The organism is Amycolatopsis sp. NPDC000009, assembly GCF_055563465.1.
This window is the reverse complement of record NZ_JBVHDI010000001.1, coordinates 956,823-971,001: the sequence shown is the minus strand read 5'-3', so window position 1 is coordinate 971,001 and position 14,179 is coordinate 956,823. Positions and strand designations below refer to the sequence as shown.

At 69.3% G+C, this 14,179-nt stretch carries 14 protein-coding genes; 5 read left to right on the top strand and 9 right to left on the bottom strand.

From position 1 onward, the window contains the following. Positions 1–56: 56 nt before the first annotated feature. A complete protein-coding gene (locus ACZ3HL_RS04875; RefSeq protein WP_465528843.1) occupies positions 57–1,616 on the bottom strand; it encodes an acyl-CoA synthetase in 1,560 nt (519 codons plus the stop codon). A 53-nt stretch (positions 1,617–1,669) separates the two neighbouring features. Between ACZ3HL_RS04875 and ACZ3HL_RS04870 the strand changes: the two genes are divergently transcribed. The 3 genes from ACZ3HL_RS04870 to ACZ3HL_RS04860 are packed head-to-tail and all read left to right on the top strand — an operon-like array spanning position 1,670 to position 4,919. Next, positions 1,670–2,698, top strand: coding sequence for a Zn-ribbon domain-containing OB-fold protein (locus ACZ3HL_RS04870; RefSeq protein ID WP_465528841.1), 1,029 nt, complete (start codon positions 1,670–1,672; stop codon positions 2,696–2,698). 8 nt (positions 2,699–2,706) lie between these two features. Next, positions 2,707–3,762, top strand: a complete 1,056-nt coding sequence (locus tag ACZ3HL_RS04865; RefSeq protein ID WP_465412147.1) for a thiolase domain-containing protein — start codon at positions 2,707–2,709, stop codon at positions 3,760–3,762. Continuing rightward, positions 3,759–4,919: a thiolase domain-containing protein gene (locus ACZ3HL_RS04860; RefSeq protein WP_465528839.1), complete on the top strand. Its 1,161-nt coding sequence runs from the start codon at positions 3,759–3,761 to the stop codon at positions 4,917–4,919. The genes ACZ3HL_RS04865 and ACZ3HL_RS04860 overlap by 4 nt, the downstream gene beginning before the upstream one ends. Before the next feature lie 4 nt (positions 4,920–4,923). Here ACZ3HL_RS04860 and ACZ3HL_RS04855 read toward each other — a convergent pair whose 3' ends face one another. The 4 genes from ACZ3HL_RS04855 to ACZ3HL_RS04840 are packed head-to-tail and all read right to left on the bottom strand — an operon-like array spanning position 4,924 to position 8,274. Then, on the bottom strand, positions 4,924–5,130 hold the full coding sequence (locus ACZ3HL_RS04855) for a hypothetical protein (RefSeq protein ID WP_465528837.1): 207 nt from the start codon (positions 5,128–5,130) through the stop codon (positions 4,924–4,926). A 16-nt stretch (positions 5,131–5,146) separates the two neighbouring features. Continuing rightward, entirely contained in the window at positions 5,147–6,169 is a 1,023-nt protein-coding gene (locus ACZ3HL_RS04850; protein ID WP_465412144.1) for a YhjD/YihY/BrkB family envelope integrity protein, read from the bottom strand. Between the two features lie 48 nt (positions 6,170–6,217). Continuing rightward, on the bottom strand, positions 6,218–7,006 hold the full coding sequence (locus ACZ3HL_RS04845) for a transglutaminase-like domain-containing protein (protein WP_465528835.1): 789 nt from the start codon (positions 7,004–7,006) through the stop codon (positions 6,218–6,220). A 41-nt stretch (positions 7,007–7,047) separates the two neighbouring features. Further along, complete coding sequence (locus ACZ3HL_RS04840) at positions 7,048–8,274, bottom strand: cytochrome P450 (protein ID WP_457956136.1); 1,227 nt, start codon at positions 8,272–8,274, stop codon at positions 7,048–7,050. Between the two features lie 243 nt (positions 8,275–8,517). Between ACZ3HL_RS04840 and ACZ3HL_RS04835 the strand changes: the two genes are divergently transcribed. Continuing rightward, positions 8,518–9,681: a steroid 3-ketoacyl-CoA thiolase gene (locus tag ACZ3HL_RS04835; RefSeq protein WP_465529113.1), complete on the top strand. Its 1,164-nt coding sequence runs from the start codon at positions 8,518–8,520 to the stop codon at positions 9,679–9,681. Between the two features lie 298 nt (positions 9,682–9,979). On the opposite strand, the gene ACZ3HL_RS04830 is transcribed toward ACZ3HL_RS04835, so the two are convergent. Continuing rightward, complete coding sequence (locus ACZ3HL_RS04830; RefSeq protein WP_465412141.1) at positions 9,980–10,465, bottom strand: pyridoxamine 5'-phosphate oxidase family protein; 486 nt, start codon at positions 10,463–10,465, stop codon at positions 9,980–9,982. 40 nt (positions 10,466–10,505) lie between these two features. Beyond that, positions 10,506–11,351, bottom strand: coding sequence for an SCO6745 family protein (locus tag ACZ3HL_RS04825; protein WP_465528832.1), 846 nt, complete (start codon positions 11,349–11,351; stop codon positions 10,506–10,508). 63 nt (positions 11,352–11,414) lie between these two features. Between ACZ3HL_RS04825 and ACZ3HL_RS04820 the strand changes: the two genes are divergently transcribed. Further along, positions 11,415–12,284, top strand: a complete 870-nt coding sequence (locus ACZ3HL_RS04820; protein ID WP_465528830.1) for a GNAT family N-acetyltransferase — start codon at positions 11,415–11,417, stop codon at positions 12,282–12,284. Between the two features lie 157 nt (positions 12,285–12,441). On the opposite strand, the gene ACZ3HL_RS04815 is transcribed toward ACZ3HL_RS04820, so the two are convergent. Continuing rightward, complete coding sequence (locus ACZ3HL_RS04815) at positions 12,442–13,347, bottom strand: SDR family oxidoreductase (RefSeq protein ID WP_465528828.1); 906 nt, start codon at positions 13,345–13,347, stop codon at positions 12,442–12,444. Then, complete coding sequence (locus ACZ3HL_RS04810; protein ID WP_465412137.1) at positions 13,344–14,141, bottom strand: SDR family oxidoreductase; 798 nt, start codon at positions 14,139–14,141, stop codon at positions 13,344–13,346. The genes ACZ3HL_RS04815 and ACZ3HL_RS04810 overlap by 4 nt, the downstream gene beginning before the upstream one ends. Between the last annotated feature and the right edge of the window lie 38 nt (positions 14,142–14,179).

The following is a 14,179-nucleotide window of genomic DNA, read 5'->3' as shown; positions in this document are numbered from 1 at the left end:
TCCTCTGGATGCGGTAGTTCGTGGAGTGAACTACCGCATCCAGAGGACGAAATGCGTCAGGGGACGCGGTGACCCTCCCAGTAGGGGTCGCGGAGCTTGCGCTTGTAGAGCTTCCCGTTCGGGTCGCGCGGGAGTTCGGGCAAGTAGTCGACGGAACGCGGGAGTTTGAACTTCGCCAGCCGCGACGCCGCGTACTCCAGGATCTCCGCGGTCAGCTCCTCGGAGGGCTCGACGCCGTCCGCGGGCTCGACGACGGCCTTGATCGCCTCGCCCCAGTCCTCGTGCGGGACGCCGAACACCGCGACGTCGGCGATCTTCGGGTGCATCACCAGCTCACCCTCGATCTCCGCCGGGTAGATGTTGACCCCGCCCGAGATGATCAGATCCGCCTTGCGGTCGTGCAGGAAGAGGTATCCATCCTCGTCGAGATGCCCGACGTCGCCGAGGGTGAACAGGTCCCCGACCCGCGCCTTGTCCGTCTTCGCCCGGTCCTTGTGGTACTCGAACTTCGAGTCGCCCATCTTCATGTACACCGTGCCGGTCTCGCCGGCGGGCAGTTCCGTGCCCTCGTCGTCGAGGATCTTGATCGTCGAACCCGGCCACGGCAGCCCGACCGAACCCGGTTTCTTCAGCCACTCCTCCCCCGAGATCGCCGTCCCGCCGCCCTCGGTGGCCGCGTAGTACTCGGTGACGACCGGCCCCCACCAGTCGAGCATCCGGCGTTTGACCTCCAGCGGACACGGCGCGGCGCCGTGGATCATCACGCGCAGCGAACTCAGGTCGTAGGCCGCGCGGACGTCGTCCGGCAGCGCGAGCAGACGGCGGAACTGCGTCGGGACCATGTGGCTGTGCGTGACGCGGTGCCGCTCGATCAGCCGCAGCATGTCCTCCGCGTCCCAGCGGTCCATCAGCACCGCGGTATGCCCCAGCTGCAGGGAGATCGCGACGAAGTTCAGCACCGCCGTGTGATAGAGCGGCGACCCGCACAGGTGCACGTGGTCGTCGTGCGGCGCGAGCCCGAAGATGCCGAAGAACCACGTCGACGCGCCGGGAACGGAGTCGGGGTCGGCGCCGGTCAGCGGCCGCCGGACCCCCTTGGGCCGCCCCGTGGTGCCGGACGTGTAGAGCATCGGCGAACCCGCCGTGCGCCGCTCCGGACGCCCGTCGCCCTCACCGGAGCCGAGCTCTTCGATCCGGCGGAAGCCCTCGACGTCGCCGACGGCGAACCGGCCGCGTTCCGGGATCCCGGCCTCGTCCGCGGCCGCGATCGCGACGTCGGCGAAGCGTTCGTGCGCGAGGAAGGCCTTGGCGCCGCTGTCGGACAGGATGTAGGCGACCTCCGGCCCGACCAGATGCCAGTTGACCACCACGATGTACAGACCGGACTGGATGGCGGCGAAATAGGCCGCGACGAGTTCGTCACCGTTGGGCTGCAGGACGACGACCACGTCTCCCGCCTCGAGCCCCAGTGCTTGCAGCCCACGCGCGTACGCGTTCGCTTTCGCGGCGAGCTCTCCGTATCCGATGGAGCGGCCGTCCGGGTCGACGAGTGCGACCCGCTCCGGCTCCTGTGCGGCGATGTTCCAGACCCCAAGTGTCCCGGTAGCAGTCGGCATACCCGCAAATCTAGAACGCGTTCCACTCAAGAGCAACCGTCAGCAAGGCCCAGATGAGCAGTCTTGCTCGAAAATCGAGAACGTGTTTCACTCAGAATGTGAGCGCACCTGAACTCCCGCTGTCGGCCCCGCTCAACGTGGGCTTCGACTACACGCGTTCGGTCGGCCCGGTGCTCGGCCGGTTCGTCGACGCCCTGCGCGAGCGCCGCGTCGAAGGCGTCCGGGGCAGCGACGGCCGTGTCCACGTGCCACCGCTGGAATACGATCCCGTGACCGCCGAGGCGCTGTCCGAATTCGTGCCGGTGGCGTCCGAGGGCGAGATCGTCTCGTGGTCCTGGATCGCCGAGCCCGTCGACGGCCAGCCGTTGTCGCGGCCGTTCGCGTGGGCGCTGATCCGGCTCGACGGCGCCGACACCCCGATCCTGCACGCGGTCGACGCCGGCTCCCCCGCGAGCGTCCACACCGGACAACGGGTCCGGATCCGCTGGGCGGACGAGACCGTCGGCCACATCCGCGACATCGCCTACTTCGTCCCCGCCGACGGGCCCGACACCGAAGCCACCGAGGCGCCTCCCCCGGTCGCGAAACGCGAAGAGGGCGCGCCGGTCAGCGTCGTGATCACGCCGATCCACCTGCGCTACCAGCATTCCGCGTCGCCGGAGGAAAGCCGGTACCTGCGCGGGCTCGCCGAGGGAAAGCTGATCGGCCAGCGCTGCCCGTCCTGCGAGAAGGTCTACATCCCGCCGCGCGGTGCCTGCCCGACCGACGGCGTCCCGACCACCGACGAGGTCGAACTGCCCGACACCGGCATCGTCACGACGTTCTGCATCGTGAACGTGCCGTTCCTCGGCCAGAAGATCAAACCGCCCTACGTGGCCGCGTACATCCTGCTCGACGGCGCGGACATCGCGTTCCTGCACCTGGTCCTCGGCTGCGACGCCGCCGACGTCCGGATGGGCATGCGGGTCCGGGCCGCGTGGAAGCCACGGGACGAATGGTGGACTTCGCTGGAGAACATCGGCCATTTCGAGCCGACCGGCGAGCCCGACGCACCGTACGAATCCTTCGCCCACCATCTGTGAGGACCACCGTGCCAGATGTAGCAGTCGTGGGCTTCGCGCAGGCCCCCAACGTCCGCAGTACCCCGGGCACCACCAACGGCGTGGAAATGCTGGTGCCGATCTTCGCCGAGGTCTTCGAGCGAACCGGTCTGTCCAAAGAGGACATCGGATTCTGGTGCTCGGGTTCTTCGGACTACCTCGCCGGTCGCGCGTTCTCGTTCATCGCCGCCGTCGACGCCATCGGTGCCTTCCCGCCGATCCACGAGTCGCATGTCGAGATGGACGCCGCCTGGGCGTTGTACGAGGCCTGGCTGAAGATCCGGATGGGCGAGGTCGACACGGCGCTCGTCTACGGCTTCGGCAAGTCGTCCGCCGGACAGCTACGACGGGTGCTGGCCTTGCAAATGGACCCGTACGTCGTCGCGCCGCTGTGGCCGGACTCGGTGAGCGTCGCCGGGATCCAGGCGCGGCTGGGGCTGGAATCCGGGCTCTGGTCGGAAAAGGATCTCGCCGAGGTCGCCGCGCGCAGCCGCGCGGACGCCGCCGGGAATCCCGCCGCACAGCTTTCCGGAACGGTCGAAGTCGCCGACCTCCTGGACGCCCCTTACTTCGCGGATCCCTTGCGAGCCCACGACATCGCCCCCATCACCGACGGCGCCGCCGTGCTCGTGCTCGCGTCGGCCGAGCGGGCGGCGGACCTCGTCGACAGCCCGGCGGTGATCACCGGGATCGAGCACCGCGTCGACTCCCCCGCGCTCGGCGTCCGGGACCTCACCAAGTCGCCTTCGACGGCGGCCGCCGGGCGGGCGCTCGACCTGGACGGCGTCGAGGTCGCGGAACTGCACGCCCCGTTCACGCATCAGGAACTGATCCTGCGCGACGCGCTGGGCCTCGGCGACCAGGTGCGGATCAACCCCTCCGGCGGCGTCCTGACCGGCAATCCGATGTTCTCCGCGGGGCTGGCGAGGATCGGCGAGGCGGCGAACCGCGTCCTCGACGGCAGCGCGCGCAAGACCCTCGCCCACGCGACCAGCGGCCCCGTCCTCCAGCAGAACCTGGTCGCGACCTTGGAGGTCCTCTCGTGAAGCACCTCGCGGCCGTACTGGGAACCGGCCAGACCCACCACAAGGCCAAACGCACCGACGTGTCCATGCCCGGGCTGCTCCGGGAGGCCATCGACCGGGCGATGCTCGACGCGCAGACCGGGTGGGACGACATCGACGCCGTCGTCCTCGGCAAGGCACCGGATCTGTTCGAGGGCGTGATGATGCCCGAACTGTTCCTCGCCGACGCGCTCGGCGCGACCGGGAAACCGTTGCTGCGCGTGCACACCGCCGGTTCGGTCGGCGGGTCGACCGCGCTCGTGGCGGCGTCGCTCGTGCAGGCCGGCGTGCACAAGCGGGTGCTGACCGTGGCCTTCGAGAAGCAGTCCGAGTCGAACGCGATGTGGGGCCTGTCGATCTTGCCACCGTTCCAGATGCCGGTGGGCGCCGGGGCGGGCGGCTATTTCGCGCCGCACGTGCGCTCGTACATCCGGCGGTCCGGCGCGCCCGACCACGTCGGTGCGATCGTCGCGGCCAAGGACCGCCGCAACGGCGCGTTGAATCCGTACGCGCATCTGCGGCAGTCCGACATCACGGTGGAGTCGGTGCAGGCGTCACAGATGCTGTGGGATCCGATCCGCTACGACGAGACGTGCCCGTCATCGGACGGAGCGTGCGCGATGGTGATCGGTGACGAAGCGTCGGGCGACGCCGTTCCCGGTGGCGCGGCGTGGATCCACGCGACCGCGATGCGCACCGAACCGACCACGTTCGCCGGCCGCGACCAGGTGAACCCCCAAGCGGGCAGGGATGCCGCCGCCGCGTTGTGGCGGGACGCCGGGATCACCGACCCACTGTCCGAAGTGGACGCCGCCGAGATCTACGTGCCGTTCTCGTGGTTCGAGCCGATGTGGCTGGAGAACCTGGGGTTCACCGACGAAGGTCAGGGCTGGAAGCTCACCGAAGCCGGCGAGACCGCGCTCGGCGGGCGGCTACCGGTCAACCCGTCGGGCGGCGTGCTGTCGTCGAACCCGATCGGGGCGTCCGGGATGCTGCGGTTCTCCGAAGCGGCCAAGCAGGTGATGGGCCGGGCCGGGGACTACCAGGTCGACGGCGCGCGGATCGCGCTCGGGCACGCGTACGGCGGCGGTTCGCAGTTCTTCTCGATGTGGGTGGTGGGATCGGCCAAACCGAGCTGATCTTTCAGCCGACTTTGGCTTCCTCGACCTTCCCGCGCCTGGCATACAGGCGGATTCTGTTCGGCCGGTGGTCCAGTGTCACCGCTCCGTGCCCTTCGAGGTCGACGACCTCGACCTGGAAGCCGTCGGCCTCGCATTTCGCCCGTGCCTCGTCCACCCGCGAACCCACGAGCTCGGACAAGGCGAACGACGGTGCTCGATCACCGAACATCGGGCTCTCCCTTCGGTCAGGGGCGGCGGCGCGGCCGGAGGCGTTGCGCGGCCAGGGTCGCGACCACCCCGGTCACCGCGCCCACCAGCACCGGCTTGAGCCCGTGCCGGTCAGGCGCCGCCACCACCGGCCGGACCACCACGGGCGGCGGCGGCCGCACCGGGTCCGGCGGGGCGTCGCGAGCGGTCGCCGTCCATGCTGTCACGAACACCAGCATCCGGGCGACCAGCGAGATGAAGAAGATCAGGCCGATGATGGAGCCGAACGCGACCCCGGTCGGCGAGTTCCCGATCAGGCGCAGATAGATCCCACCGGCCAGCTTCAGGAGTTCGAAGCCCAGCGCCAGCGCGACCGCGCCGCGCATCGCGCTGCGGACCCCGACCGGTTTCCTCGGCAGCCGGGTGAGCACCCAGAGGAACACGAGCCAGTTGGCCAGCAACGCCAAGGGAATCGAGATCGCCGACAGCACGTTGTGCCCCCAGGCGGTGTCGTCCACCCCGGCCAGTCCCAGCAGGTACCGGCCGAGCGCGGACCCGGAAATGGTGATGGCGAAGGACACCAGGAGCGCGCTCGCGAGACCGAGCAGCGCGAGCAGATCCGCGGCGATCGTGCGCAGGAGCGGGAGATCCGACCGGTTCTGGCCCCACAGCGCGGTGAGCGCGTCGCGAAGCGCGTTCATCCAGTTCCAGCCGGAGTACAACCCGATGATCAGACCGATGATCCCGACGCTGGTGCGCTGCTCGACGAACCCGGTGAGCAGTTCCGCCGCCTTGTCGCCGAGGCCGCCGGGCAGGGTGCCGGTGATCGCGCTCAGCATCGACTCGATCAGCTGCGGCTGGCTGGCCAGCACGAAGCCCGCCACCGAAACCGCGACCATGAGGATGGGCACCAGCGAGAACAGGCTGAAATAGGTGATCGACGCGACGTAGTGGTAACCGCCGTACTCGATGTAGCGGTTCACGGCCCGCGCCACGTGGTCCAGCCAGCGGTAGCGGGCACGCAGCCGCTGCCATTTCGTCGGTGCTTGCTTCTCCCTCACACGCCAATGTCTACCTCAGCGAGGTCACGGCTCGTGGTCAACACGCGATCAAGCGAGCGCGATCAGCTCCGAGCCGTCGTCCTCCGGCAGTGACGGGCCCGCGGTCGCCAGCACGGTGTTGCCGAGAAAGTCCAGCTCACAGCCGAGCGTGGAGAGGAACGCGGTGTCGGCGGCGTCCCGTCCGGTCGCGATCCGGCAGAGGCTCTGCCTCGGCGCGAGGCCGGTGGCGTCGAACACGTACCAGCGGCCGTCGATCGCCGCCTCGAAGACGGCGTGGAAGTCCATTGGGGACAGTCCGGGCGCGTAGACCGCGGCGAACCGGGCGGGGATGTCGAGCACACGGCACAGCGAGATGCAGACGTGCGCGTAGTCACGGCACACCCCCTCCCCGGCGAGGTAGGTATCGACGGCGTCGTCGGTCGGCGAACCGGAACCGACCACATAGGACAGGTGCCCGCCCACGTGCCGGACGATCGCCTCCACCTGGGCGCGCGTATCGGGCATGCCGCCGAAGCGGGACAGCGCGAGCCCGCCCATCCGGTCCGAGGGGCAGTACCGGCTGGGCCTGGTGTAGCGGATGACGTCGTCCTGGGTGACAGGCTCGGCATCGGCCGGGTCGAGCGCGCGTTCGGCCCGGTACCGCACGACGTGTTCCCCGGACGGCAGGTCGACGACCTGGGCCCTGGTCCCGTGTTCGAACGCCACCTGGCGCGGCGGCGCGGGATAGGCGAACTCCTCCTGGGAGGCCCCGCCGGCGAGCGCGATCACGAACGCGGCGGGGCCGGGTTTCGTGACCCGGAAGGACATTTCGACGTCGACCTGAACGTGGGGACCCATGGCCCCATGGTGCCCCACGGGGCCGCGTCCGGCCGATCAGGTCAGGCGTAGCGGACCTGGTAGTGCTTGATCCCGTTGAGCCAGCTCGACCGGAGCCGGTCCGGCGGGGCCACTTCCGCGATATCCGGCATGACGTCGGCGATGGCGTTGAAGATCAGGTCGATCTCCAGCCGCGCGAGGTTGGCGCCGATGCAGTAGTGCGAACCCGTGCCGCCGAAGCCGACGTGCGGATTGTCCTCGCGGAGGATGTCGAACTTCTCCGGCTCGTCGAAGTGGTCCGGGTCGAAGTTCGCGGAACTGTAGAACATCCCGACCCGGTCGCCCTTGCGGATGTGCTGCCCGCCGAGTTCGGTGTCCCTGGTCGCGGTGCGCTGGAAGGCGACCACCGGGGTGGCCCAGCGGACGATCTCGTCCGGGGCGGTCTTCGGCCGCTCCTTCTTGTACAGCTCCCATTGATCGGGGTGATCGAGGAACGCCTTCATCCCGTGGGTGATCGCGTTGCGCGTGGTCTCGTTGCCCGCGACGGCGAGCAGGATGACGAAGAACCCGAACTCGTCCGACGCCAGCGACTCGCCGTCGACATCGGCCTGCACCAGCTTCGTGACGATGTCGTCCATCGGGCATTTGCGCCGTTCTTCGGCCATGTTCCAGGCGTAGCCGACGATCTCCGCGGACGCGGCCAGCGGTTCGACCTCGTACTCGGGATCGTCGTAGGCGACCATCTGGTTGGACCAGTCGAAGACCTTGAGCCGGTCTTCCTGCGGGATGCCGATCAGTTCGGCGATGGCCTGCAAGGGAAGTTCGCACGCGACGTCGACGACGAAATCGCCGGAACCCTTCTTCTTGGCCTCGCTGACGATCCGCTCCGCGCGGTCGCGCAGGGTGTCCTCGAGCTTCGCGATCGACCTCGGCGTGAAGCCCTTCGACACGATCCGCCGCAGCTTGGTGTGCTGCGGGGCGTCCATGTTGAGCAGGACCAGACGGTTGGCTTCGAGACTGTCGTCCGTCATGTTCTCGTCGAACCGGATGATCGCGGTCTTCTCCCGGGAGGAGAACAGCTCGCTGTCCCTCGACACCGCCTTGACGTCATCGAGCCGGCTGACCACCCAGTAGCCGTCATCGCGGAAGCCCGCGGTGTTGTGGGGCTGGGGGTTCCACCAGACCGGTGCCGTACGGCGGAGTTCGGCGAACTCCTCCAGAGGCAGTCTGGTGGCGTAAAGATCCGGATCGGTGAAATCGAAACCGGCGGGGATCAGGGGAGCGGCCACGGGCTACCTCCTACGCGGTTCGCCAATGAAACACGTTCTAGACCCGATTGAAGCATACGGTGTTTACCAAGTGAAGAGTTTCAGTGAAACCCGTTAACTCGACCGACACGGATCATGCGACCCAGGCAACGAGAGGGAACGGCGACCAGTGATCAAAATCGAGCCAGCCCTGCGGCGACTTGCCCAAATCAAGAACGTGTTCTACTTTTCCAGTGAGTGAACAGTGTTTCCCGGGAGGCGAACGTGGGTAGTCCGGTGATCGTCGAGGCGGTCCGCACCCCTATCGGCAAGCGCAGGGGTCATCTGGCGGGGCTGCACGCCGCCGAGATCCTCGGCGCGGCGCAGCGCGCTCTGCTCGAACGCGCGGGACTGGATCCCGCGCTGGTCGAGCAGGCGATCGGCGGGGCCGTGACCCAGGCAGGCGAGCAGGCGGGCAACGTCACGCGCACCGCGTGGCTGCACGCCGGGCTCCCCGAGACCACGGGCGCGACCACGATCGACGCCCAGTGCGGCTCGGCGCAGCAGGCGACGCACCTGATCGCCGGGCTCATCGCGGCCGGAGCGATCGACGCCGGCGTCTCCTGCGGGGTCGAGGCGATGAGCCGGGTCCCGCTGGGCGCGAACCGCGGCGAGGGCATCGGCACGCCCCGGCCGGAATCATGGTCGATCGACATGCCCAACCAGTACGGCGCGGCCGAGCGGATCGCCGAACGTCGCGGGATCACCCGCCAGGACGTCGACCGGTTCGGCACCGAGTCCCAGGCCAAGGCCGCCGCCGCGTGGGCCGCGGGACACTTCGACCGCGAGGTCGTCGCGGTGAAGGCCCCCGTGCTCGGCGAGGACGGCGCGCCCACCGGCGAGACACGGCTGGTGGCCCGCGACCAAGGACTCCGTGAGACGACCGTCGAAGGCCTCGCCAAGCTCAAGCCCGTCCTCGAAGGCGGCGTGCACACGGCCGGGACCTCGTCGCAGATCTCCGACGGCGCGGCCGCGCTCCTGCTGATGGACTCGGACCGGGCCAAGGCACTGGGCCTCACGCCGCGGGCGCGGATCGTCTCGCAGGCGCTGGTCGGCGCGGAGCCGTACTATCACCTCGACGGTCCCGTGCAGGCGACCGAACGCGTCCTGGCCAAGGCGGGGATGTCGATCGGCGACCTCGACCTCTTCGAAGTCAACGAAGCGTTCGCTTCGGTCGTGTTGTCGTGGCTGCGGGTGCACCGGCCCGACGAGGACAAGGTCAACGTGAACGGTGGCGCGATCGCGCTCGGGCATCCTGTCGGCAGCACCGGCGCCCGCCTGCTGACCACGGCGTTGCACGAACTGGAACGCCGCGACGCGAGCACCGCGCTGGTGACGATGTGCGCCGGCGGCGCGCTTTCCACCGGCACGATCATCGAACGGATCTAGCGTCGCGCGATCCACTGCCTTGCGTCCGCGGTGGTTCCACGTGGTCTTGGCAAGACGGAGAAGAGTCGCTTGTGCTTGGAGTACCCGGGCTTTTCTCCGACGCGGCCAGTGGCCGCGTCGGCAGCAGCGGTGCGAGGCGAGCAGGGTCACGCGACACTAGGCACCGAGCCTATGCGACTACTTCACTGAGGGTGAGGGGTGTGTGGAAATAGGGACGTTCACTGTCTCTATTTCCACACGGTGCTCGTGACCGGACCAGTCACTCGACACGCCACCTGCCTTGTCTTGCCTCGCGGATCTAACCCAAGCCGACCTCGACCACCGGACCGTTGTCCGGCCTCGCGAGCCGTTTGCTTCCTTGCCCCTCCTTCCAGAAGTCGAAATAGATGGTGTCGCCCTCGACCCAGGTCAGCACCGCCTCGGTGAGGTCGAGCCGGAAGACGTGCGCCTCCCCGTCGTCGCCCTGCAGGCGGGCGACCTCCGCCGGATCGGTGATCTCGACGGCCTTTCCCGACACCTTCGCGTCCGCGCCGCCCTCGTCGATCGCCGAGGCGGCGTGGATCGCGAACCTGCCGTCGCGCTGCAGATCCTTCGCCTTCATCGCGCCGATCATCGAACCGATCAGCAGGTCCCGCTCACGGAAATCGACCTCACTGCCACTGACCCTGGGTGAGCCGTCCCGCCGGACCGTCGCCAGTACATGCGACTTCGCCGCGGTGAACCGCTCTTTGATCTTCTCCGCCAGCGCGGGTGCCTCTTCACTGAACTGCTGCCACGTCGCCATGCGGAAGAGCGTCCCACCGGGGTCCGACAGTTTCGAGACCTCAGGGCCGCGGCGCCCCCATCGGGTTCGGCAGCGGGATCGCTCCGGTGTCGAAGATGCGGCGGCTCAGCGGGACGGCGATCCGCACGGCCTCGGCGGCCCCGTCCTCACCTAGTGCTTCGAGCGGACCGGTGGCGAGCCGGTCGGTCTCGTCCTCGATCCGTTGGCGCAGCGCGATTCCCGGACCGGTCAGCGTCAGATCACGATCGAGGACGCCCCGGTCGGACAACCGCGTGACGCTCTCGTCCCACTCGTCGTCGGACCAGCCGCGGTTGACCTGGACGACCTCGCGGGTCACCGCTCCGCTGCCGATGTGGGTCAGCGTGGTGTCGAGCCCGCGCAGCCCCGCGGCGACGGCCGAGAGCACGTGACCGTCCCCGCGATGCTCGCGCAACACCGTCGCCGCGAGCCAGACCCGGCCGGCAGGCGTGGCGGGCCTGGTCACCGAGGACCAGGCGGCGGCGAGCGGTCTGGCCGCGTAGTCACAGCCGGTGACGGCTCGTTCCAGCAGATCGGCGAGTTCCGCAAGAGGCGCGCCGGTGGGCAGGATCCGGTTCAGGGCTTCCTCGACGGCGTCCATCCGGCTCTTCAGGACGGCCGCCGGTTCGGCGAATTTCCACGCGTCGGGCAGAGATCGCGCGACCATCCTCGGGGCGAACCCGAAGAGCATCGCGGTCGCGGGCGGTTCCGGCAGCGGTCCGAGCGGCGCGACCCGGCCGGCGAAATAGCCCATCCACCAGCCTGGCAGGCCCACCGCCTTGGCCGCGGCCGCCGTTTCCGGGGCGAAGTAGACGACGGCGTGCAGCGGCTCGACCGCTTCCCAGAGACGGCGCTGAAGTGACTTCACGCCTCCATCTTGCCTCGCCGAAAACCGGATGCGGCCGATCGCGGTGTGGTGTGTGATCGCGGAATGGTGATCACCGTGGAGAAGCCCGGACCCGGCGGACTGAACGAGGCCGTGGAAGCGCTGCGAGAGTGGCAATCCGAAGGAATGGCTTGGCAAGTGCATCCGGGTGACCTCGGCTGGTTCTGGCGCTCGGGGGCGGAGGCGACGGCCGCGGCGGTCCGGATCTGGCGCCGGGGCGGGCGGATTCTCGCCGTCGGGCTCCTGGACGGAGCCGATCTGCTGCGACTGACGACCGCGCCCGACGTCCGCCGGGACGAAGACCTGGCGCGACAGCTGACCGAAGACATCATCGCGCCGGAACGCGGTGTGCTGCCGGCGGGAGAGGTGTCCGTCGAGGCACCGATGGACGCGTTGCTCCAGGGTCTGTTGCCCTCACACGGCTGGCGCACCGGCGAACCGTGGACCCCGCTGCGCCGCGACCTCACCGAACCGGTGCAGGCCCCGGACCTGCGGATAGAGACGATCGGACCGGACAACTGCCACGTATGGGCCGACGTGATGCGAGGAGCGTTCGACGGCTCGACGTTCACCCCCGCCAAGTGGCGCACGATGGCGACCGGTGCGCCGTACGCCGACTCCCGGTACCTGGTCGGGTACGACGAACGGGGCGACGCCGTCGCGGCGGTCGCCGTGTGGTCGGCCGGACGGGGTAAACCCGGTGTGCTGGAACCGATGGGCGTGCATCGGGACCATCGCGGGCACGGACATGGCAAGGCGATCACCTTCGCCGCGGCGGCCGCGCTCCGGGAACTCGGCTCGTCCAGCGCGGGCGTGAACACACCGAGTTCCAATGTCGCCGCCGTCGCGACCTACGAATCGGGCGGCTTCCGGCGGCTTCCCGAGGTGTGGGATCTGACGCGGGATGCCTCGTGAGGGTGCAGGGACGCCTCGGGCACGTTCTTCCGGTGATCCGGTGGACGACACGCGTGCTTGGATGGACGACACGCGTGATCAGGCGGACGACACGCCGCGCGACCCGACCACGTGAAACAGCCGGTGCCGCCCCTGTGACTAGACAGGACCGAGAAGACTAAGCCCCGTATACGGGTTCAGGCACGGGAGCCTCCGCCAGCAACTCCGCCACCACCGGCCCGAGTTCGGCGGGTGACCACCGGGAACCCTTGTCCCGCACCGCACCGTGCCGCCAGCCCTGCGCGATCGAGACGCGGCCGCCGTCGACCTCGAACACCCTGCCGGTCACGCCGGACGACTCCTCGCTGCCGAGCCACACCACCAGCGGCGACACGTTTTCCGGGGCCATGGCATCGAATCCGTCCTCCGGCGCGGCCATGTCGTCGGCGAAGGCCACTTCGGTCATCCGGGTGCGGGCGGCCGGGGCGATCGCGTTCACGGTGACGCCGTAGCGCGCGAATTCGGTGGCGGCGACCAGCGTGAGCCCCAGGATCCCGGATTTCGCGGCCGCGTAGTTCCCCTGCCCGACGCTGCCGAGCAGACCCGCACCCGAGCTGGTGTTGATCACCCGCGCGGCCCGCGTCCGGCCCGCTTTCGCCTCGGCTCGCCAGTATTCGGCGGCATGCCGCGTCGGCGCGAAATGCCCCTTCAGGTGGACACGGATGACCGCGTCCCACTCGTCCTCGCCGAGGTTGACCAGCATCCGGTCGCGCAGGAAACCCGCGTTGTTGACCAGGACGTCCAAGCCACCGAAGGTTTCGACGGCCGTCCGCACCAGTGCCGCGGCGCCGTCCCACGAGGCGACGTCGTCGGTGTTCGCGACCGCCTTGCCGCCGAGCGCCTCGATCTCGTCGACGACGTCCTGCGCGGGCCCCGCCGACCCGCCGCTGCCGTCGATCCCGGCGCCGAGGTCGTTCACCACCACCCGCGCGCCCTCGGCGGCGAACGCGAGCGCGTGCGCCCGCCCGATACCGCGACCGGCTCCGGTCACCACCACGATCCGGCCGTCGGCGATCCCGCTCACACCGGCTCCTTTCGTTCTTTCACCAGGGAATTGGAAGCGGCGAGGAAGGCAGGAACCTCTCCTCCGCCGTGCACGGTCAGGCAGGCGCCGCTGACGTAGGAAGCCAGCGGGGAGGCCAGGAACACCGCGCAGGAACCGATCTCGTCCGGATCGGCCAACCGTCCTAACGGGACGGTCGCGCCCACCGCCTCGATGCCTGCCTCGTCGCCGTAGTGCAGATGCGAGTGCTCCGTCCGCACCATGCCGACGTCGAGCCCGTTGACCCGTACCTTCGGCGCCCACTCGACGGCGAGTGACGCGGTCAGGTTGTCGAGACCCGCTTTCGCCGCGCCGTAGGACGCCGTGCCCGGCGACGGTCTCGTCGCGCTGACGCTGCTGATGTTCACGATCACGCCGCCGCTTTCCTGGCGCTGCATGATCGCGTTCGCCGCGCGGGCGACGGTCAAGGGCGCCAGCAGGTTCAGCGCGACGATCTTCTCGTGGAACCGCGGCGACGCGTTCGCCGCCTCGGCGTACGGCGCGCCGCCCGCGTTGTTGACCACGACGTCGAGCCTGCCGTGCCGCCGGACGACCTCTTCGACGAGCGCGTCGACCTCTTTCGGGTCGCGGACGTCGCAGGAGATGAACGTCGACGCGCCGTCCCCGGCGCAGACGGGCCGCTCGGGTTCGGTGCGCGCGCAGGTGACGACCTCGGCCCCGGCGCGCAGGAAGGTCCTGGTGACACCGGCGCCGACGCCGCGGACCCCACCGGTCACCAGCACCACGGCGCCGTCGAGCCGGAGTTCGAGTGCCATGCCGGGCCTCCTTCACGTCGCTGTACCCGGACCGGACG

Bases quoted from the DNA above. Each gene is read 5' to 3' on its own strand.
- ACZ3HL_RS04810 (WP_465412137.1), bottom strand. From the start codon at position 14,141: ATGGCACTCGAACTCCGGCTCGACGGCGCCGTGGTGCTGGTGACCGGT.
- ACZ3HL_RS04855 (WP_465528837.1), bottom strand. From the start codon at position 5,130: ATGTTCGGTGATCGAGCACCGTCGTTCGCCTTGTCCGAGCTCGTGGGT.
- ACZ3HL_RS04820 (WP_465528830.1), top strand. From the start codon at position 11,415: ATGGTGATCACCGTGGAGAAGCCCGGACCCGGCGGACTGAACGAGGCC.
- ACZ3HL_RS04845 (WP_465528835.1), bottom strand. From the start codon at position 7,006: ATGGGTCCCCACGTTCAGGTCGACGTCGAAATGTCCTTCCGGGTCACG.
- ACZ3HL_RS04875 (WP_465528843.1), bottom strand. From the start codon at position 1,616: ATGCCGACTGCTACCGGGACACTTGGGGTCTGGAACATCGCCGCACAG.
- ACZ3HL_RS04870 (WP_465528841.1), top strand. From the start codon at position 1,670: ATGAGCAGTCTTGCTCGAAAATCGAGAACGTGTTTCACTCAGAATGTG.
- ACZ3HL_RS04830 (WP_465412141.1), bottom strand. From the start codon at position 10,465: ATGGCGACGTGGCAGCAGTTCAGTGAAGAGGCACCCGCGCTGGCGGAG.